Origin of the sequence: Amycolatopsis sp. NPDC051102, from assembly GCF_040682815.1 — a bacterium.
Taxonomy (GTDB): Bacteria; Actinomycetota; Actinomycetes; order Mycobacteriales; family Pseudonocardiaceae; genus Amycolatopsis.
This window is the reverse complement of record NZ_JBFBBT010000041.1, coordinates 25574-43437: the sequence shown is the minus strand read 5'-3', so window position 1 is coordinate 43437 and position 17864 is coordinate 25574. Positions and strand designations below refer to the sequence as shown.

Annotated in this window: 20 protein-coding genes; 9 read left to right on the top strand and 11 right to left on the bottom strand. The window is 70.6% G+C overall.

All coding sequences use genetic code 11. The annotated features are described in order from the left end of the window. Nucleotides 1–90 precede the first annotated feature (90 nt). The 3 genes from AB0M93_RS47935 to AB0M93_RS47925 are packed head-to-tail and all read right to left on the bottom strand — an operon-like array spanning nucleotide 91 to nucleotide 2676. Complete coding sequence (locus AB0M93_RS47935) at nucleotides 91–717, bottom strand: hypothetical protein (RefSeq protein WP_364287990.1); 627 nt, start codon at nucleotides 715–717, stop codon at nucleotides 91–93. Continuing rightward, a complete protein-coding gene (locus AB0M93_RS47930; protein ID WP_364287987.1) occupies nucleotides 714–1940 on the bottom strand; it encodes a hypothetical protein in 1227 nt (408 codons plus the stop codon). The genes AB0M93_RS47935 and AB0M93_RS47930 overlap by 4 nt, the downstream gene beginning before the upstream one ends. A 31-nt stretch (nucleotides 1941–1971) precedes the next feature. Next, a complete protein-coding gene (locus AB0M93_RS47925; protein WP_364287984.1) occupies nucleotides 1972–2676 on the bottom strand; it encodes a Crp/Fnr family transcriptional regulator in 705 nt (234 codons plus the stop codon). A gap of 181 nt (nucleotides 2677–2857) precedes the next feature. Between AB0M93_RS47925 and AB0M93_RS47920 the strand changes: the two genes are divergently transcribed. Next, nucleotides 2858–3385 carry a hypothetical protein gene (locus AB0M93_RS47920; RefSeq protein WP_364287981.1) on the top strand — a complete coding sequence of 176 codons (528 nt, stop codon included), beginning with the start codon at nucleotides 2858–2860 and terminating at the stop codon, nucleotides 3383–3385. A gap of 3 nt (nucleotides 3386–3388) precedes the next feature. Here AB0M93_RS47920 and AB0M93_RS47915 read toward each other — a convergent pair whose 3' ends face one another. Next, a complete protein-coding gene (locus AB0M93_RS47915) occupies nucleotides 3389–4075 on the bottom strand; it encodes a Crp/Fnr family transcriptional regulator (protein ID WP_364287978.1) in 687 nt (228 codons plus the stop codon). A gap of 136 nt (nucleotides 4076–4211) precedes the next feature. On the opposite strand from AB0M93_RS47915, the gene AB0M93_RS47910 reads away from it, so the two are divergent. The 3 genes from AB0M93_RS47910 to AB0M93_RS47900 are packed head-to-tail and all read left to right on the top strand — an operon-like array spanning nucleotide 4212 to nucleotide 7860. After that, nucleotides 4212–5873: a peptide-N4-asparagine amidase gene (locus AB0M93_RS47910; RefSeq protein WP_364287975.1), complete on the top strand. Its 1662-nt coding sequence runs from the start codon at nucleotides 4212–4214 to the stop codon at nucleotides 5871–5873. Nucleotides 5874–5884: 11 nt separating this feature from the next. Next, nucleotides 5885–6529 carry a class I SAM-dependent methyltransferase gene (locus AB0M93_RS47905; RefSeq protein WP_364287972.1) on the top strand — a complete coding sequence of 215 codons (645 nt, stop codon included), beginning with the start codon at nucleotides 5885–5887 and terminating at the stop codon, nucleotides 6527–6529. Between the two features lie 53 nt (nucleotides 6530–6582). Next, a complete protein-coding gene (locus tag AB0M93_RS47900; RefSeq protein ID WP_364287969.1) occupies nucleotides 6583–7860 on the top strand; it encodes a cytochrome P450 in 1278 nt (425 codons plus the stop codon). Between the two features lie 4 nt (nucleotides 7861–7864). Here the strand turns inward: AB0M93_RS47900 and AB0M93_RS47895 are convergent, their stop codons facing one another. From AB0M93_RS47895 to AB0M93_RS47885, 3 genes are all read right to left on the bottom strand, one after another. Then, on the bottom strand, nucleotides 7865–8821 hold the full coding sequence (locus tag AB0M93_RS47895; RefSeq protein ID WP_364287966.1) for a DUF1152 domain-containing protein: 957 nt from the start codon (nucleotides 8819–8821) through the stop codon (nucleotides 7865–7867). A 43-nt stretch (nucleotides 8822–8864) separates the two neighbouring features. Then, entirely contained in the window at nucleotides 8865–9491 is a 627-nt protein-coding gene (locus AB0M93_RS47890) for an alpha-ketoglutarate-dependent dioxygenase AlkB (protein WP_364287963.1), read from the bottom strand. Nucleotides 9492–9557: 66 nt separating this feature from the next. Beyond that, complete coding sequence (locus AB0M93_RS47885; RefSeq protein ID WP_364287960.1) at nucleotides 9558–10133, bottom strand: dihydrofolate reductase family protein; 576 nt, start codon at nucleotides 10131–10133, stop codon at nucleotides 9558–9560. A gap of 241 nt (nucleotides 10134–10374) precedes the next feature. Here AB0M93_RS47885 and AB0M93_RS47880 point away from each other — a divergent pair, with 241 nt between their 5' ends. From AB0M93_RS47880 to AB0M93_RS47870, 3 genes are all read left to right on the top strand, one after another. Continuing rightward, a complete protein-coding gene (locus AB0M93_RS47880; protein ID WP_364287996.1) occupies nucleotides 10375–10953 on the top strand; it encodes a hypothetical protein in 579 nt (192 codons plus the stop codon). A 156-nt stretch (nucleotides 10954–11109) separates the two neighbouring features. Then, nucleotides 11110–11490, top strand: coding sequence for a VOC family protein (locus tag AB0M93_RS47875; protein ID WP_364287957.1), 381 nt, complete (start codon nucleotides 11110–11112; stop codon nucleotides 11488–11490). Nucleotides 11491–11762: 272 nt separating this feature from the next. After that, on the top strand, nucleotides 11763–12509 hold the full coding sequence (locus tag AB0M93_RS47870; protein ID WP_364287954.1) for a methyltransferase domain-containing protein: 747 nt from the start codon (nucleotides 11763–11765) through the stop codon (nucleotides 12507–12509). 360 nt (nucleotides 12510–12869) lie between these two features. Here AB0M93_RS47870 and AB0M93_RS47865 read toward each other — a convergent pair whose 3' ends face one another. Together AB0M93_RS47865 and AB0M93_RS47860 are read right to left on the bottom strand one after the other, a co-directional pair. Next, on the bottom strand, nucleotides 12870–13859 hold the full coding sequence (locus AB0M93_RS47865) for an amidohydrolase family protein (RefSeq protein WP_364287951.1): 990 nt from the start codon (nucleotides 13857–13859) through the stop codon (nucleotides 12870–12872). A gap of 6 nt (nucleotides 13860–13865) precedes the next feature. Next, complete coding sequence (locus tag AB0M93_RS47860; protein ID WP_364287948.1) at nucleotides 13866–14429, bottom strand: NAD(P)H-dependent oxidoreductase; 564 nt, start codon at nucleotides 14427–14429, stop codon at nucleotides 13866–13868. Between the two features lie 96 nt (nucleotides 14430–14525). On the opposite strand from AB0M93_RS47860, the gene AB0M93_RS47855 reads away from it, so the two are divergent. Next, nucleotides 14526–15035, top strand: coding sequence for a MarR family transcriptional regulator (locus AB0M93_RS47855; RefSeq protein WP_364287945.1), 510 nt, complete (start codon nucleotides 14526–14528; stop codon nucleotides 15033–15035). A 7-nt stretch (nucleotides 15036–15042) separates the two neighbouring features. On the opposite strand, the gene AB0M93_RS47850 is transcribed toward AB0M93_RS47855, so the two are convergent. Then, nucleotides 15043–15945 (bottom strand): endo-beta-N-acetylglucosaminidase H, encoded by a 903-nt coding sequence (locus tag AB0M93_RS47850; protein ID WP_364287942.1) that lies wholly within the window; start codon nucleotides 15943–15945, stop codon nucleotides 15043–15045. Between the two features lie 287 nt (nucleotides 15946–16232). Here AB0M93_RS47850 and AB0M93_RS47845 point away from each other — a divergent pair, with 287 nt between their 5' ends. Beyond that, nucleotides 16233–17015 carry an ABC transporter ATP-binding protein gene (locus AB0M93_RS47845; protein WP_364287939.1) on the top strand — a complete coding sequence of 261 codons (783 nt, stop codon included), beginning with the start codon at nucleotides 16233–16235 and terminating at the stop codon, nucleotides 17013–17015. Here the strand turns inward: AB0M93_RS47845 and AB0M93_RS47840 are convergent. Further along, a complete protein-coding gene (locus tag AB0M93_RS47840; RefSeq protein ID WP_364287936.1) occupies nucleotides 16994–17701 on the bottom strand; it encodes an NAD(P)/FAD-dependent oxidoreductase in 708 nt (235 codons plus the stop codon). The two genes, AB0M93_RS47845 and AB0M93_RS47840, sit on opposite strands and share 22 nt — an antisense overlap. Nucleotides 17702–17864 lie beyond the last annotated feature (163 nt).

Below are 17864 nucleotides of genomic sequence, written 5' to 3'. Positions count from 1 at the left end.
CGCACCGAACGTCGAGCTGACATCCACGAAGCCATCCTCAGCCTCGCTTGCTCGATCATCTGCCTCCGCAAACTCATTCTGAACTGATCCCTAAGCCTTCTTGGCCTTGAGTAGCCCGTGCAGCTTCTCGAGGTGGGACTCCGTGAGCGAGCCCGCGATGCGGTGCGGCACCTCGGTCACGTACCCGGCGTTGCTTTCGGGCAGCCCGGTTTCGGTCAGCGACTTGAGGGTTCCGCCGCTGTCCAGGCGGAAAACCCGGTCCGGGGTGAGCCGATCCAGCAGGTGCAGGGCAGTGGTGACCCGGCCGGTGCCCGGGTGACCGCGCAGCAGCAGGACGTGGTTGGACTTGAGCGCCTGGAGCATTTCCCCGTACCCGGACACCTCGAGGTAGCGCTTCCGGATCCAGGTCAGCACTTTATCGCGGACCGGTCCGGACGTGCGCGACACCGCCTGCCCGACCGAGAGCTGGGTCCCGTCGCCGAGCTGCAGCGCGTTGATGTCGGCCCGGCCGATCGACACGACCGCGCCGTACTGGTTGACCTCGGGTGAGAGGAAGTGGCTGCCCTGCCGGAAAGTGTCGGCGAACCCTCGCTGGTGCTCGCCGAGGAGCCGGTCGTCGGTCTTCTCGACGGAATCCGGCGTGGCCGGGGCATCCGGTGGGGCCGGGGTGGGCGGGCCGGAGCTGCCCGGTGCCGGGGTGGCCGGTGCGTCGCTCATCGGGGCCTCCGGTCCTCGCCGCCGAAGTAGAGCGGTGCGGTGAAGGTGCCTTGGCCGACGGCCATCGAGTTGTCCCCGTACGTGGTGGCCGAAGCCGCCTGCGCCGCGGGTTCGGGCTCCGGGGCGGCCGCGGGTTCCGGCGGCACCGAATGGCCGGGAACCCTGATCCAGCACCCGGTTTCGCCCGCGGGCCGCCGGTAGGACTCCGGGAACACCAGGCGGCCGCCCCGCGACACCACCACCTCGTGGACCCGTTCGGACACGACGACCACCAGCCGTCCCTGGCCGGTGGCGGCCAGCAGGCGTCCGGCAGGCTCCGCGCCCGCGAGTTCGGCGGCCTCGGCGCGGGCGGTCTCCGGATCGGAGGCCAGTGCGATGCCGACGGCGACGCGGGCGTCCGGGAAGTGCGTGGTGGCGGCCGTGCGCACCGCCTCGATCCAGCGGCCGGCCAGTGCCGTGCCGCCGAGCGCGGCGGGCACCCGGAACGTCAGGTCCTCGCCGTCCGGCGCGGCCACCCCGGCGGCTTCGAACGCCGGCCGGACGACCTGCTCGGCGAAGCCGGGCGGCGGCGCGGCCGCCCCGGCGAACCGCAGGCTCACGGCCAAGGCACCGAGGCAGGCCCCGACCCGTTCGGACGCGACCCCGGGCACGTGCACCCACGCCGTGGCGAAGAAGTCCTTCGCCGGCTCCGCCACCTCGACGCGCGTGAAGTCCGCCGCGGCCAACGACGTGTGGCGCTGGCGGACCGAGCCGTCGAAGATCGGTTCGGACACGGCGAAGACGAGGTTCGCCTCGGAGAACACTTCGAGCGCTTCCCGGACGACGCGGGCGTCCCGCAGCCGGCAGACGTGGACCGGTGCGGCACCGGCGAAACCGAGGTCGCCGGGGAGCGTGACGCCGTGGTGCAGGGCCACCCGCAGCCGCAGCCGGGCGCGGGACTGCCGGTCGTGGTTGTGCCGGCCGAGCCACTCGTGCAGCGCCCCGACGAAGGGACCGACCACCTTGGGCTCGGCGCTTTCGTCCGTGATGGCGGCGAACAACCCGTCGCCGGCCTCCTGCCGCCGCCAGGCCGCCGGGTCGAGTCCGCTGCGGACCGCCGCGTCCCGGAGGGCGTCGGCGAGCGCGTGCTGCAGCTCGTGCTGCTGCCGGTCGTCCCGGGGTCCGTAGCGCCAGGCGTCCACCGCGAGCAGCAGCGTCCGGGAAAACTGGCTGGCGTCCGTCACGGTGGCCTCCGGTGATCGACTGCGCGTTCCCCTAACTCTGAGCCACGTCCGCGCCGCCGACCCCGTACAGATACGGGTTCTGCTCGGCGAGCCTGCTGAATCGGAGCAGCGCGCCGAGATCGTCGACGACGATGCGTCGATACTCGCTGCGCAGGACACCCAGACGGTGGAGGCGCTGGGTGGTCTTCTCGAACGTGCTCAGCGCGACCCCGGTGAGGGAGGCGATTTCGGCCTGGGTGAGCGACAGGTCGAGCACCCAGCCGTGGCCGGTGCGGCGGCCGTGGCGCCGGACGATCTCGGCCAGGACGCGGCCGACGCGCATGGGCGCCGGGCAGCTGAGGATTTCGGCGCGGCGGCTGTTCGCCCAGTGCAGCCGGGTGCTCAGCGAACTGGCCACCGCCCGCCACACGTCGGGGTGGCGGTCGAGGAACTCGTTGAACTCCGCCTTGCCGACGAGCTTCGCCTGGACGGTCGTGCAGGTCTGCACGTTGGCCGAACGCCGCCGCTGTTCGAAGACCGACATCTCGCCGAGGATGTCGCCCGGCCCGCGCAGCGCGAGCAGCACCGGGCGGCCGAACTCGGTGTCGACGACGACCTTGAGCGTCCCGGTCAGCGGGATCACCACGTGGTGGCTCGGTTCGCCCTGCCGGATCACGGTCTGCCGGGAGCGGTAGGTCACCGGCGTCCCGAGGTTCAGCAGGGCCTCCCCGGTGCGCGCGCCGAGCAGCCCGAGCACCGAGTCGGCCGGCCAATGTCGTTGCTGGTTCAGCGTTACCCCCGTGGTCCGAACGCAGTCGCGGCGCGTGCGTGGGTTGTTACGCCAGGAAAGCCCGGACGGGCGCCGGTGAACCCGTCGTCCGATGGGGTGCGGGTGTCCGGGCCGCGCGAACCTGGGCGGGGGAGAACGGAGGCGGGGGATGAGCCCGAAGGCGGTGAAACGCGTGCCGGCGCCGGATTCCGGGCTGGTGCGCGAGCTGGATACCGCGCTGAGCACCGTGACGTCGTTCCAGGGCGCGGTCCAGCACGCGGACGACAAGGTGCGCACGGTGGTCGCCGTGCAGAGCACGATCACCGCGCTGGTCGCCGCGCAGCTGGCCTTCCTGACGGCGATCCAGCCGGCCGCGGGACTGCGCACGGCCGTGTTCGCGATCTTGGCCTGCTTCGTCGCCGGGTACGGCTATTCGGCGTGCGAGCTGGTCCAGGCCCTGCGGCCGCGGACGGAACGGCTCGCCGTGCCCAACCGGTTCGCCTTCCCGACGGTCGCGGGTGGGGGCCCGGCCGCGCCCGTCCCGGTGCGCCGGCAGTGCGCCGAAGCGCACCAGCTGTCGAGGCTGCTGGCGGAACTGGCGATGGTCAAGCACCGGCACGTCCGGCGGGCCCTGGCCGGCACCGGTGTGCTGTTCCTCTGCGGGCCGCTGCTGCTCGTGGTCACCGCGCTCGCGTGAGGCTCAGCCGTCGGCGACGGCCTCCAGCCGGCCGCGGTCGACGACGGTGATCCGCCGGTAGCCGGTGGCGACGATGCCGGCGTGCCGGAACCCGGCGAGTGCGCGGTGCACCGTCGGCTCGGCGGCGCCGACGAGCGCGGCGAGCTCCGGCTGGGTGAGGTCCACCCCGATCTCGACCCCGGCGCGGCCCGGCGTGCCGTACGCGGCGGCGAGCTCGAGCAGCACCCGGGCCAGCCGGATCCGCACCTCGCGGCTCCCGAAGTCGACGCGCCGCCGGGTGGCCCAGCGCAGCTTGCCGGCCACGCTGCTGCCGACCGCGAGCGCCACGTCGGCGTGCCCGGCCAGGAAGCGCCGGAAATCGGCCTGCGGGACGAGCCGGGCGCGCACCCGGCCGGCGCAGGTGACCGTCGCGACCCGCGGCTGCCCGTCCATGCTCGCGAGCTCGCCGATCAGCTCGCCGGCGGCGCGGATGGCGAGCAGCGCCAGGTGGCCTTCGGGCGTCGTGGCCGTGACCTTGACGAACCCGGTCACGAGCACGAACGCGTGCGCGGTCGTCTCGCCTTCCCGGAGCAGCACTTTGCCCGGCGCGTACTCGCGGAGGATGCCCAGGCCGAGCAGGCCGGTTCTCGACGTCTCGGGCAGCTTCGCCAGGAAGCTGCCCGGAGGAAAGTCCCCGGTCAGGCTGCTCACGGCCGTCCTCCCTCACCCGCCGTGCATGGTACGGACCGGCCCGGCCTCCGACCAAGGGCGGCGAGCCGCGTGACCGGGCTTTGTCCGGTTGATGTCCAGCCGTTCGTCGGGGTGGCACGGGGATAGGGTGACCCGCGTGCGGAGACGACTGGTGTTGATCGGTGCGGTCCTGTCCCTGGTCCTCCTCCCGGGCGTCGCTTCGGCTTCGCCGGTCGTGGAAGGCGACACCGACGATCCGGTGACCGCCGCGCCCGCCGTCTCGCGGCCGGACACCCCGCACTGCACGGTCACCCTCGCCGACGCCTTCCGCTCCAACGCCGCCGACGGCAGCCCGCGGTTCTACGAGGGCACGCTCACCCCGCCGAAGGACTGCCCGGGGCCGTGGGCGAAGGTCGTCATGGACCAGACCGTGACGGTGAGCGGGCGCCAGTACGACCGGATCGGCGACCTGCGGATCGGCGGTACCGAGGTCTGGTGGGGGACCACCGAGGAGCCCAGCGGCGAGGGCCACCGCGCGATCACCTACCGCTTCGCCAAGGACCTGACGCCCTACAGCGCGCTGCTGCGGACCCCGCAGCCGTTCCACGGCGGCATCGAGAACTACAACTCGGCGGTCTACACCGGCGTCTACGCCCAGACCGTGACGCTGACCTACTACCAGGCGGACCGGAAGCACCCCGCCGCCGCGGCGCCCGACCACGTCGCCGGGTTCGGCCACGCCGACGCGACCCCCGCCGCGCCGGCCGTGCACTTCACCGCGCAGGGCCTGCCGCGCAACATCACCCGCGCCTACCTCGAGGTCACGCTCGAAGGCCACGCCTGCGACGAGCAGTGGTTCGACGACGTCCCCGACGCCGTGGCCGCGAAGTACCCGGCGGCGGGGCTCTGCGGGAAGGGCCCGTACCGCGAGGCGAACTTCGCGATCGACGGGACCGCCGCCGGGAGCGCGTTCACGTTCCCGCACATCTACTCCGGCGGGATCGTGCCGCAGCTGTGGCGGCCGGTCGTCGCGATCGACACCTTCAGCCTGCACGCCGAAACCTACGACGTGACACCGTTCGCGGGCCGGCTCGTCGACGGCGGCACCCATGACCTCTCCTTCTCCTTCCCCGACATCGGCGGCGAATTCACCGTCGTCCCGACGCTACTGCTCTACACCGACAAAAACGCCGCGCAGACGTCCGGCGCCCTCATCCAGGACGACGTCGCCGCCGCACCTGAGCAGCGGACGGCGGTCAAGGACATCCCCGATGGGGTGAACGTGACGGTGACCGCGAAGCGCCACGACGTCACGGCCGGCTACGTCGACACCTCGGGCGGCCGGGTCTACACCCGCGTCGAGCGCACGCGCGACTACCGCAACAGCGACGACGTCACCAGCGGCGGTTTCACCCAGCACGTCGTCCAAGGCGATTCCGGCCGGCAGACGTCAGTGTCCACAGTGGACGGCAGGGTGCGCTCGGCGGCCCGGCACACCTGGTCCTACCCGCTGACCACCGACGCGACGGCGAACATCACCGACGACCAGAACCTCCGGATCTCGGGCTCGGCGGACATGACGAAGACCCTCGCCGACTTCACTGGCGACGGCCGGAACTGGCGGCCGGTGAGCGCGTCGCGGGAGTGGCTGGCCTCGTCCGGGGTCCTGGCCCGGACGAACGGCGTCAACACCGAAGCCGACGGCCGGTCGAAGACGCTCTTCACCGGCACCGACGACCTGGGCCGGCCGTACTTCCACTACATCGCGAGCGAGCACGGCCTGATCACCGAGAACCGCGAGCTGCCCCGGCGCGGATAGGCTCCGGGCCCATGACCGAACCCGCCTTCGTGACCGAGACCCGGACCGCCTACGACACCGTCGCCGACTCCTACGCCGAGCAGCTGCGTGACCTGCTGGCCGAGAGCCCGTGGGACCGGGCGGTGCTGACCACGTTCGCCGAACTGGCCGGGAACAGCGGCCCGGTCGGCGACCTCGGCTGCGGCCCGGGCCGGTTGACCGGGTACCTGGCTTCGCTCGGGCTCGACGTGTTCGGCGTCGACCTCTCGCCCGGCATGGTCGACGCGGCCCGCCGGGCGCACCCCGGGCTGCGTTTCGAGGTCGGCTCGCTGGCCGCCCTGGACCTCGAGGACGGCAGCCTGGCGGGCGCGCTCGCGTGGTACTCGCTGATCCACACTCCGCCGGCGGAGCTGGCGCCGGTGGTCGCGGAGCTGGCGCGGGTGCTGGCGCCGGGCGGGCGGCTGCTGACCGGGTTCCAGGTCGGCGACGAGCGCCGCCGCATCACCCAGGGCTACGGCCACGACGTCGCCTTCGACGCCTACCGGTTGCAGCCGGACTTCGTGGCCGGGCTGTGCGCCGCCGCCGGGCTGGTCGTGGAAGCGCGGGTGGTCCGTGAGCCGCAGGGGCCGTACGAGAAGACGCCGCAGGCTTACCTGCTGGCCCGCAAGCCGGGGTGAACCCCGTCTCGGTTTCCGTCACCCGATCGGGCTAGTGCGGTACTGTCGGTCGCATGGGGAGTCTCCGCTCACGCGTCCTGGGCTGGGTCGGCCGACGGTACCTCGCCCGGCAGTCCAAAAAGGGCTTCGACCTCGAGAAGATGTCGGCCATCCTGCCCGATTCGGCCCTGCTGCCGCTCAGGCGGGACGGCCTCGACCCGGTCCCCGAGATGGCCGCGCGGCGGAGCGAGGCGCCGATCGGCAAGCTCGACCTGCCGTTCGGGATGAACGCCTGGCTGGTCACCGGGTACGACGAGGCGAAGGCCGTGCTCGGCAAGGCGACCGGCTTCTCCAGCGACTTCGGCAACCTCGTCGGCAACGCCGGCGTGACCGCCGACCAGAACCCGGGCGGCCTCGGCTTCGCCGACCCGCCGGTGCACACCCGGCTGCGGAAGCTGCTCACCCCGGAGTTCACCATGCGCCGGCTCGGCCGGCTGGCCCCGCGCATCGACGAGATCGTCGCCGAGCAGCTCGACGCGATGGCCGCCACCGACGGCCCGGTCGACCTGTGGCAGGCGTTCGCGCTGCCGATTCCGTCGCTGACCATCTGCGAACTGCTCGGCGTGTCCTATGAGGACCGCGAGGACTTCCAGCGGCTGAGCACCGCCCGCTTCGACCTCTTCGGCGGCGCGGGCGCGTCGCTCGGTGCGATGTCGGAGTCGCTGACGTACCTGCTGGACATCGTCAAGAAGCAGCGCGAACAGCCCGGCGACGGCCTGCTCGGCATGCTGATCAAGGAGCACGGCGACGAGATCGACGACCGCGAGCTGGCCGGCCTGGCCGACGGCGTGCTCACCGGCGGCCTGGAGACGACGGCGAGCATGCTGGCCCTCGGCGCGCTCGTGCTGCTGCGCGACGAGAAGGCGATGGACGCCGTCCGCGGTGACGAGGAGTCCGTGCACCGGTTCGTGGAGGAACTGCTGCGCTACCTGACGGTGGTGCAGATGGCGTTTCCGCGGTTCGCCAAGGAGGACATGGAGATCGGCGGCGTCCGCATCGCCGAGGGCGACATCGTGCTCGTGTCGCTGTCCACCGCGGACCGCGACCCGAAGCTGGGCCCGGACATGGAGACGTTCGACGCGACCCGCGAGCCGACGTCGCACCTGGCGTTCAGCTACGGCATCCACCGCTGCATCGGGGCGGAACTGGCCCGGATGGAGCTGCGCACGGCGTACCCGGCCCTGATCCGCCGCTTCCCGAACCTGCGCCTCGCGGTGCCCGCGGACGAGCTTTCGTTCCGCCAGGTGTCCATTGTGTACGGGCTGGACGAGCTGCCGGTGCTGGTCGACTGACGGGTCAGTGCGGGATGGCCCGCCGAGGCCGGCGTGGGACGCGGTCCCGGTGCGCCTCGATGACCAGGGCGACCTCGGTGGCGGTGTTCGTCGTCGCGAGCTCCGCCAGGTAGCCGACCCCCGCGGCCAGCGCTTCCAGGTCCGCGGCGAAGTAGACGCCCATCAGCGGGTTGACGAACAGCTCGCTGCCCGCGGTGCGGGTGGTGCCGTGCACGTCCCCGAACTCGCCCCGCAGCGCGGCGGCGATCTGGCCCTGCACGATGCTCGGCCGGTCCGGGGTGGCGCGGTCCGCGTCCGCGACGGCGTCCAGGTAGGCCGCCGCTTCCGGGGACGCCGACGGGATCGACAGCGCGCCCAGGTACCCGCCGGCCCGGTCGAGGGCCGCGAGGTTCTCCAGCACGTGCGCGTGGCAGACGCCGTGGAAGGCGTCGATGCCGAAGCCGAGGCTGACGACGACGCGGTCGACGCCCTCGAGCGCGGCCACCGCGGCGAGGCTCGTCATGTCCTCCTCGGGCGTGCCGAGCCCGGACTCGTCCCCGCGCAGCAGGATGTCCGTGCCGCCGTCGACGAGCACGACGGCGTCGACCCCGAGCTGCGCGACGAGCGCTTCGTACGCTTCCCGCAGCGGCCAGGCGCCGACCCGGGGGAAGGCGTGGACGACCGGCGGCCACCCCCGCGTGCCGAGCCATCGGGCGAGGGTGCGTTCGGGGAAGTAGCCGTCGTCGCCCGCGCTGCCGGGCCGCACCCGCGCGACGTCCGGCGCGATCCAGTCGTCCAGCTCGAGCCGGTTCAGGTCGCTGAACGCCAGGTTCGCGAAGTGGACCTCCTTGCCCTGCGCGCGCAGGGCGAAAGCGAGCGGGAGGCCGGCGTAGACGTCGAACCCGCCGCCCGCGCCGGCGATCAGGACCCGGCGGGCCGGCCGCAGCCGGGTGAACAGCGGGGGTTCCGCGAGCGTGAACACCCGGCCATCCTACGGGGACCGGCGTCCGTCCTTTGTGGAGTTTTCAGCGCACGCCGCGCGGCCGGAACTGGATGCTGATCCGCGGCCCGGCCGCCCGGTTCGTCTTCGGGATTGCGTGTTCCCACGTGCGCTGGCACGAGCCGCCCATCACGATCAGGTCGCCGTGGCCGAGCGCGTACCGGCAGGACTCGCCGCCGCCGCGCGGGCGCAGGGCCAGCTGACGGGCCGCGCCGACCGAGAGGATCGCGACCATCGTGTCCTCGCTGCTGCCGCGGCCGATGGTGTCGCCGTGCCACGCCACGCTGTCGCGGCCGTCGCGGTAGTAGCACAGGCCCGCGGTGCGGAACGGCTCGCCGAGTTCGCCGGCGTAGTGCTCGCTCAGCGCGTCGCGGGCCTCCGTCAGCACGGGGTGGGGCAGCGGCGCCGCTTCGCGGTAGAAGCACAGCAGCCGGGGGACGTCGACGAGCCGGTCGTACATCCGGCGCCGCTCCGCCTGCCACGGGACGCCGGTGACGAGGTCGGTGAACACCTCGTCGGCGCCGTCGAGCCAGCCCGGCTGGACGTCGATCCACGCGCCGGAGCCGAGCTCGGTCCGGCGCGGCGCCAGCGCGTGCAGCGTGACGGGACCGGATTCGCCGAACAGCGATGCCTGCCGAGCCGGAGTCGTCATGGGTCCGACCGTACACGATGTTCGAACAGATGTTCTACGTGAAACATCGGCCGGACCCGGCGGCGATCAGTGCGTGACGTCGTAGATGAGCTTCTGGATCCCGTTGCCGTAGGCCTCGCTCTCGACGAGCTTGAGGTTCTGCTTGTCCTTGTCGGTCTCGCTGAACAGCCGCTTGCCCGCGCCGAGCAGGACGGGGAAGACCAGCAGGTGGTAGCGGTCGATGAGGCCGGCGTCGGCCAGTGCGCGGTTGAGGGTGGCGCTGCCGGCGACGATGATCGGGCCGCCCTCGGTCTCCTTCAGGGCCGCGACCTCGTCCAGCGAACGCAGGATGGTCGTCTCGCCCCAGTTGTCCACCAGGTCCGCCCCGGCGAGCGTGGTCGACACCACGTACTTCGGCATCGCGTTGTAGCCGGCGAACTCCTCGGTCATGCCCGGCCAGACCGGCGCGAACGCCTCGTAGCTGACCCGGCCCATCAGCAAGGCCGTGGCTTCCTCCTGCTCGCTGCCCTTGATCGCGTAGGCGGCCGGGTCGAACTCGATGTCCTTGAACGTCCAGCCCGCGTTGCGGTAGCCCGGCTCGCCGCCGGGGGCTTCGACGACGCCGTCGAGCGAGACGAACGAACTGGAGATCAGGGTGCGCATGGGGTGCTCCTCGGTGGTCGATCTTGCTTCCGCAAGTCTGTCGAACGGGGGAAGCCGGATTCGACACCGGGCCGCTCGAAAACTTCCGACGTACCGCACGGCGGGACAGGGAGGTCTTGCCCGCCGCGGTCAGGGCTCGTACAGTCGGATCCACGCCGGCCAAAGGTCTGGACCTGTTCCCGGTGACCGCCGCCTCGAGTGACACAGGAGGTTGACGGTGCGCAGACTTCACGGTGCGGGCGTGCTCGCGGCGGTCGCGACGGGGCTCGCGGTGTTCGCCCCGGTGGCGAACGCCCAGGTCGGGACCGGTCCGTGGACCGCGGACTCGCCGGGCTACACCGAGCAGGAGCGGGGGTGCGGCGACATCTCCGGCCTGACGTTCAAGCTCACCTGCTCGACCGGCAGCGGCGACCAGCGCGCGGAACGCCGCTACACCACCTACACCGGCGGCACCCACCAGTTCGAAGGTTCCTTCAAGATCACCAGCATGGGCGGAAGCCGGATCAGCCTGAAGCAGACGTTCCGGGACGGCTCGAACGCCGGCCCGTTCTTCCTGCTGGCGGTGGAAAAGGGCGGCCGCCTCTACGCGGTACACGGCGGCGAGACGATCGCCACCGGGGCAACGGTGGGCACGAGCGTCCGGGTGAACACGATCAACCAGGTCGGCAGCACGCACAAGGTGTACATCAACGGTTCCCAGAAGGACTCGGTGTCCAGCCCGAGCGGCAGCTACTACGACAAGTTCGGCAGCTACCGCACCGCGAGCGGCGCGGGCCCGATCACGGTTGAGTGGAGCGGGATCAAGTTCTGGCACAAGTAGGTGAAATAGGGTCGGACCTGCTGTCTTGTAGTTGGTGATCTGGCCGTCTCGGGATCTTCGAGCCGCGCCGCCTCGATGTGGCGCGGTTTGAAGATCCCGTCGGCTGCCTTCCGCGCCCCGGACCGGGCTGCCTCACGTGTCGGATAGCCTTATGCTGTGCATCGCAGCCGGCTGTTCGGGATCTTCATAGACACGCCTGTCGCGGACGCCGGTTCGGCAGCGGGTTTCTGGTCTGCCGCACTGGGGGTTCCGGCACGGTCCGTGGCGGGCGAAGAACAGTTCACTGCTCTGGACGGGGCGATCCCCGGGTTGATCGTCGACATCCAGGCGGTCGACGATGAGCCCCGCTATCACGTCGATATCGAGACTGACGACGTGCCGGCGGAAGTAGCCCGTCTGACAGCTCTGGGCGCGCAGCCGGTCTCGCGTTGGCTGGAGTGTCACACACTGCGCGCGCCCGGTGGCCACCTGCTCTGCGTGGTGCCGGTACACAGCGATCCGGAGACGTTTGACCGGCTCGCTCGAACCTGGCCCTGACGGTGGCCGGCCGGGGCGTGGTGGTGTTTCGGTCACCGCGACCGGCGGGTGGCGTCTGGTCGGACAAGAAGTCGTCCTGGCGAACATTCGGGCCATGGGGTCGGCGCGATAACCGGTGGACCGGCACGTGCGAGCCGTCTAGCCTTCCGTCGAACCGTGTGGCCTTCCGTCCGAAGAGGTGCATTTCATGAGTGTCCGGCTAGCCCGGCCGTCGACGGCCGACTCAGCGCTGAGCACTGTGAACTACCCCTCGGACGTGAGGAATCCCCGAAGTGGATCTACCCCGTAGCTTCACCATCCGCGAGAGCAGCCACCGCATCCACAACCCGCTCACCAGCCGGAAACTGGCCGTCCTGGGCGAGGCGCTGAACCCACCACCCGGCACTCGGGTGCTCGATTTGGCCTGTGGCTCGGGTGAGCTGTTGTGCACCTGGGCCCGCGATCACGGCATCACCGGAACCGGCGTCGACATCAGCACCGTGTTCCTGGCCGAGGCCCGGGCACGAGCGATCGAACTGGAGGTCGCCGACCAGGTCGCTTTCACCCATGGTGACGCGTCGGACCACGTCGCCGAGGACCCGGTCGACATCGGGTCGTGTGTCGGCGCGACCTGGATCGGCGGTGGCGTTGCCGGGACCGTGGACCTGCTCCGGCGCAGCCTGCGTCCCGGCGGCGTGATGCTGATCGGCGAACCGTTCTGGCGCCGGGATCCTCCGGACCAGATCACGGTCGAAGCCTGTCACGCCACCAGTGCAGACGACTTCCGCCTCCTCCCGGAACTGCTGGAACAGTTCGGGCAGCTGGGTTGCGACGTCGTGGAGATGGTCCTGGCCGACCAGGACAGCTGGGACCGCTACGTCGCGGCTCAATGGCTCAACACCCGCCGCTGGCTGGACGCGCATCCCGGCGACGAGCTGGCCGGGCAGCTGCGAGCGGAACTCGCCGCCGCTCCGGCACGCCACGCCCGATATCAACGCGAGTACCTCGGCTGGGGCGTCTTCGCTCTGATGGACCGCTGATACCGGCGGCGGTTCGGGCGGGTTCTGCGGTTGCCGGCTCCACCACCGCGGCTGCTGATCTTGGCGGTTAGTCTGGGTGTCCGGCGAAGCAGTTCGCCGGACACCCGGGCCCCTTCCCAACGTCGCGGTCTTTCCGAGCGGGAGAAAGTTTCAGGTCGGGCGTAGGAATGTCCTGTCCCGGTATCCCGGCCATCGCTGGTCAGGACGGACGAATCGCAGCCTTCCCGATTCCCCTGACCCTGCCCAGCGCAGCGAACACGCAGACATGGGAAATCAACTCGGTTTTCGGATACCGGAAGCCGGTCGAGATGAATTCGTCGACCTGATGGAGCCGGCTGTCCGCGGAGCCCGGGCGGGTGGTCAGCGCCGGATGCCGGCGATGAGCTCTTCCCAGTTGCGGTGGGCGATGCGCTCGCGGCCGGCCTCGTCGAGCGGTGCCGTGTCCAGGAAACGCCGTGCGGATCCGGCGCGCTCGGTGTTGAACGGGTAGTCGGAGGCGTACATGATCCGCTCGGCTCCCACCGTCTCCAGGCTCCACCGCAGGTACTTGTGGCTGGAGATGCCGCCCGGCGTGATGAAGATGTTCGAGCGGAAGTACTCGGCGATCGGGCGCCGCAGGGCGACGAGCTTGTCCATGGCCGCGACGCGGTCGAGGTAGAACAACACGACCTCGCCCCAATGCCCCAAAATGACCTGCAGGCCGGGGAACCGGTCGAAGACGCCGGCGACGATCATCCGGAGGACGGTCAGGCCGGCGTCGTAGTGCCAGCCGAACGCGCCGGTGGCCAGCATGCTGTTCACCGGCTCGCCGAAGCCCCGGTAGTAGGCATCCGTGACGGCCGGGACCGGAACGCCGGGGTGCAGGTAGACGGGTGCGCGCAGGTCCTCGGCGGCCTCGTAGATGCCCCAGAATTCGGGCGCGTCCAGAGCGCGGCCCCGCGAGTTGGCGTTGACCATCGCGCCGTTGAGCCCGAGTTCGGTGACCGCCCGCCGCAGTTCGCCGGCCGCGGCGGCCGGCGCGGAAGTGGCGAGCGCCGCGAATCCCTGGAAACGCCCGGGGTGCCGGCGCACGGCGGCGGCGATCAGGTCGTTGGTGGGCGCCTGCAGGGCGACCGCCTCCGCCGCGTCGAGGTTCTGCAGACCCGGCGTCGTGAGGGACAGCACGGCCGCGTCGATCCCGGCGTCGTCCATGGCCGCGATGCGTCCGCCGCCGACGTCCAGCAATGCCGGAGTGAGGTCGCTGGCGACGGCCCACTTCATCATCGGCTCGGCGAGACCGGGGTCGCGCCGTCGCCACGCCTCGATCACGTCCGTGGTGACGAAGTGTTCCTCGAGCCCGTACAGCTTCATCGAGACTCAGCTTCGGACGGTCTTGAGCGCGCCGGCCCACGACTCGAGCTGGTCGAACAGGACCGAAGCAGCGCCGTCGTGCAGCGCGGAGGGCTCGAAGGCCGAGAAGTTCTCGAAGTCGGTGAACAACGAGAACGACAGCTGCTGGCGCACGTGGGCCAGTTGCAGTTCGCTCGAGATCGCCCGCAGGTGCTCGATCGCTCGCGTTCCGCCGAGCGCGCCGTACGACACGAAGGCGGCGGCCTTGTTGTTCCACTCGGTGTAGAGGTAGTCGATGGCGTTCTTCAGCACTCCGGAGGTGGAGTGGTTGTACTCCGGGGTGACGAAGATGTACCCGTCGAACTCGCCGATCTTGGCGGACCAGGCCTTCGTGTGCTCGTTCGCGTACACGCCCCTGCTCGCCGGCACGGCCTCGTCCAGGTGCGGCAGCGGGTAGTCGACCAGGTCGATCAGCTCGTAGCCGGCGTTCGGCCGCTCCTTGGCCTTGCCCAGCACCCAGTTCGCCACCGCTTCGCCCTTGCGGCCGGGACGAGTGCTGCCGAGGACGATGGCCAGCTTGAGGTCGTTCATGGAGTTCCTCACCGTCTTCGCGCTTGAATTTTCAAGTGTAACGCTAGCCGTCATGACATGAATATTCAAGTCAAAGAGGGTCAGTACACTGCGCGCATGTCTGCCTCACGGGAGTCCGGGGTGTCCGGGCCGCGCTGGCTCAGCGGTGACCAGCTGGCGGCGTGGCGCGGGTTCATGAAGCTCGCCCAGAGGCTGCCCGCCGCCCTGGAGGCGCAGCTCCAGCAGGACTCGAAGCTCAGCTTCATCGAGTACTACGTGCTGGCCCACCTGTCCGATCAGCCCGGCCGTCGGATGAGGATGAGCGAGCTCGCGGTCCTGGCCAACACGGAACTGTCGCGGCTGTCACACATGATCGGCCGGCTCGAGAAGCGCGGGCTCGTGCGCCGCGAGCCCGACCCGGACAACGGCCGATACACGCAGGCGATCCTGACCGACGAGGGCCACGCCTACCTGGCGGCCGCGGCGCCCGGCCACGTCGGCCGGGTTCTGGACCTGTTCGCCGACGTCCTGACCCCGAACGAACTGCGGACGCTGCACCGGATCTCCGACAAGGTGCTCGCCCGCGTCGAGCGCGCACAAGGTTCCGCGAAGGACGGGCGTGACTGAACAGTGGCTAGTTCGTATACAGGGCGTCCTTGCCGTACAGGGGCTTGGTGAAGCTGGAGATGTAGGTGTGTGAGTCGGCGGCGCCGAGGTTGTAGGTCAGGTACACGCCGTAGCCTTCGTTCACGGTCCGCTGGGCGAGACTGGCGGCGGTGCTGGTGGATGTTGCGGCGATCTGGACTGCCGCGGGGGAGAGCCCGGATTTGGGGAGGGCGATGTTCGGTACGCCCCAGGTGCCGTAGTAGGGGTTCCAGGCGTAGTTGAACTTCGAGGTGATGTCGGTGCCGCCGTAGGACAACCGCGATGCTGCCGGGCCGATGTTGTACAGGGAGATCAGCTTGGTGGGCATCGCCGCGCGCAGGGCCGTGACGAGGTGGACGAAGGAGCCGGCGTTGGGCTGGCCGGTGCCGTTGTTGCCGTACTCGGCGTATTCGTCGTCGAAGTCGATGCCGTCGAGCCCGTACTTGGTCACGGTGTCGGACAGCTGTTTGGCGAAGGCCGCGGCCGCCTGCTGGGACGGGAAGTTGGCGAACCCGGCGCCCTGGTGGTTGCCGAGGATCGACAACATGACCTTGATGCCTTTGGCCTGCAGCGGACGGACTTGGGTGCTCACGTTGTCGAGGACGTGCTGCACGTTCGGGTTGAAGTACAGGTATGCCGACTTCGCCGCGGTGTCGTAGTTGATGTTGGCGGCGAAGATGACGCCGATGTCGAACACGTTGCCGCCGCCTTGGGCGAGCGCGTACTTCCCCACGTTCAGCATGCTGTTGTTGTTCACCTCGACGTAGGCCACGGTGATCGGCCCGGTCTTGCGCGGCGCGGCGGACGTACTCGCCGCACTCGTGCCCGTCATCGTGCCCGCCAAGAGGGCGGCGCCTGCCAGCAACGCGGTGATCCGGCCAAGCTTGACCACGGTAGATCAACTCCCGTCGAGTGGTTTGAACCATTGTCCATGTATGTGCTTTTCCGGCACCTTGTCAAGAGAGGTGATCAGGCAACGCGCTCGGTACCTCGATCGGCCTACGCGGTTCGTCGGCCTCGTTGAGCGTGCTGACCTCCGTGCTGTTCGTGCCGGCGCGTGCGGTTGACCACCGCCTCCTCCGGACGGTGGAGGCGATGCGGACCGTTGTGTCGACGCGCCGGACCGGGTCGCCGCGGAATTGTCGATCCGTCGGAAACGGATCGGGAAGGGACGGCGGCATGCCGGTCATCGAGGTCGAGCACCTCCACAAGCGGTACGGGGAAAAGGTCGCGGTCGAGGACGTCTCGTTCGACGTCGAGCGCGGGGAGATCTTCGGCATCCTGGGCCCGAACGGCGCGGGCAAGACGACGACCGTGGAGTGCCTGGAAGGACTCCGGGTGCCGGACGGCGGGAGGCTGTCGGTGCTGGGGCTCGACCCGCGCCGCGACCGCGCCGAGTTGCGCCAGCGCGTCGGGGTGCAGCTCCAAGAGGGCCGGCTGCAGGACAAGCTGCGGGTCGGCGAGCTGCTCGACCTCTACGCCGCGTTCTACCGGACGCCGGCCGACCCCGGCGAGCTGCTGGCCACACTCGGCCTGACCGAGCACCGGAACACCGCGTACAAGAAGCTCTCCGGGGGCCGGCAGCAACGGTTGTCCATCGCGCTCGCGCTGGTCGGGAGCCCGGAGCTGGCGGTGCTCGACGAGCTCACCACCGGCCTCGACCCGCAGGCCCGCCGCGACACGTGGGAGCTCATCGAGACCGTGCGCGCCCAGGGCGTCACGATCCTGCTGGTCACGCACTTCATGGAGGAAGCCGAACGGCTCTGCGACCGGATCGCCGTCATCGACGCCGGCCGGGTCGTCGCCGTCGACACGCCGGCCGGGCTGGTCGCCGGGGTGACCGACGAGCAGGTCGTGCGGTTCCGGCCGTCGGCGCCGCTGGACCCCCGCGTGCTCGAAGCACCGGGAAGACCACGGCGGCCTGCACACCGACCACGCGGTCACCGACCCGGATGCCGCTGAGCGCGTCGTCGGTGATCTCGATGCCGGTGACCTGGCCGGGCACCACGGCGATCCGGCGCGGCGAGTTCGGCTCGCTGGTCCGTGGTCAGCTCGACGGCCTCGTTGGTGAACAAGATGACCTCGTCGCTCCACTGGCGCCACAGCTGCGCCTGGTGGAGCGAGGCGACACCGCCGGCGATCAGGCCGATGGTCCTGTCCCGGGCCTCCCAGCCGTGGCAGTAGGCGCAGTGCAACACGTCCCGGCCCCACCGATCGGCCAGCCCGGGAATGTCGGGCAGCTCGTCGACGACGCCGGTGGCGACCAGCACCCTCCTCGCGCCGGCGGTGGTCCCGTCCGACAGGGTGACCCGCAAGCCCGACTCGGTGACGCGCTCCACCCGGACCACGGTCCCCGAGCGGAGGGTACCGCCGTACCGCTCGGCCTCCGAGCGGCCGATGGCCAGCAGTTCACGCGGGTCGATCCCCTCGTGCCCGAGATAGCTGTGAACCGGCGTGGCCGGCGCGTTGCGCGGCACGCCGGCGTCGACGACCAGCACATCCCGCCGGGCACGCCCCAGCGTCACCGCCGCCGCCAAACCTGCCGGCCCACCACCGATGATGACAACGTCGTAATCGATCATGCTTGGACAGTGCATGTTTTCTGGTGGATCCGGCCAGCAATGTTGCCGGATCAGCAACAGTCGCACGCCCGCGGACGACGGCGTAGCCGAAGCCAAGGGCCCGATCCCCGTCCTCGACGCCCAACGCGCGGCACGGCAGCGGTGATCGGCGCGGTGCCGAGCTCGCCGGCGATGGGCACGGCCGACGGTGGTGGGTAACAGCCGGTTTGCCCGGGGGGGCCCAGCGCAC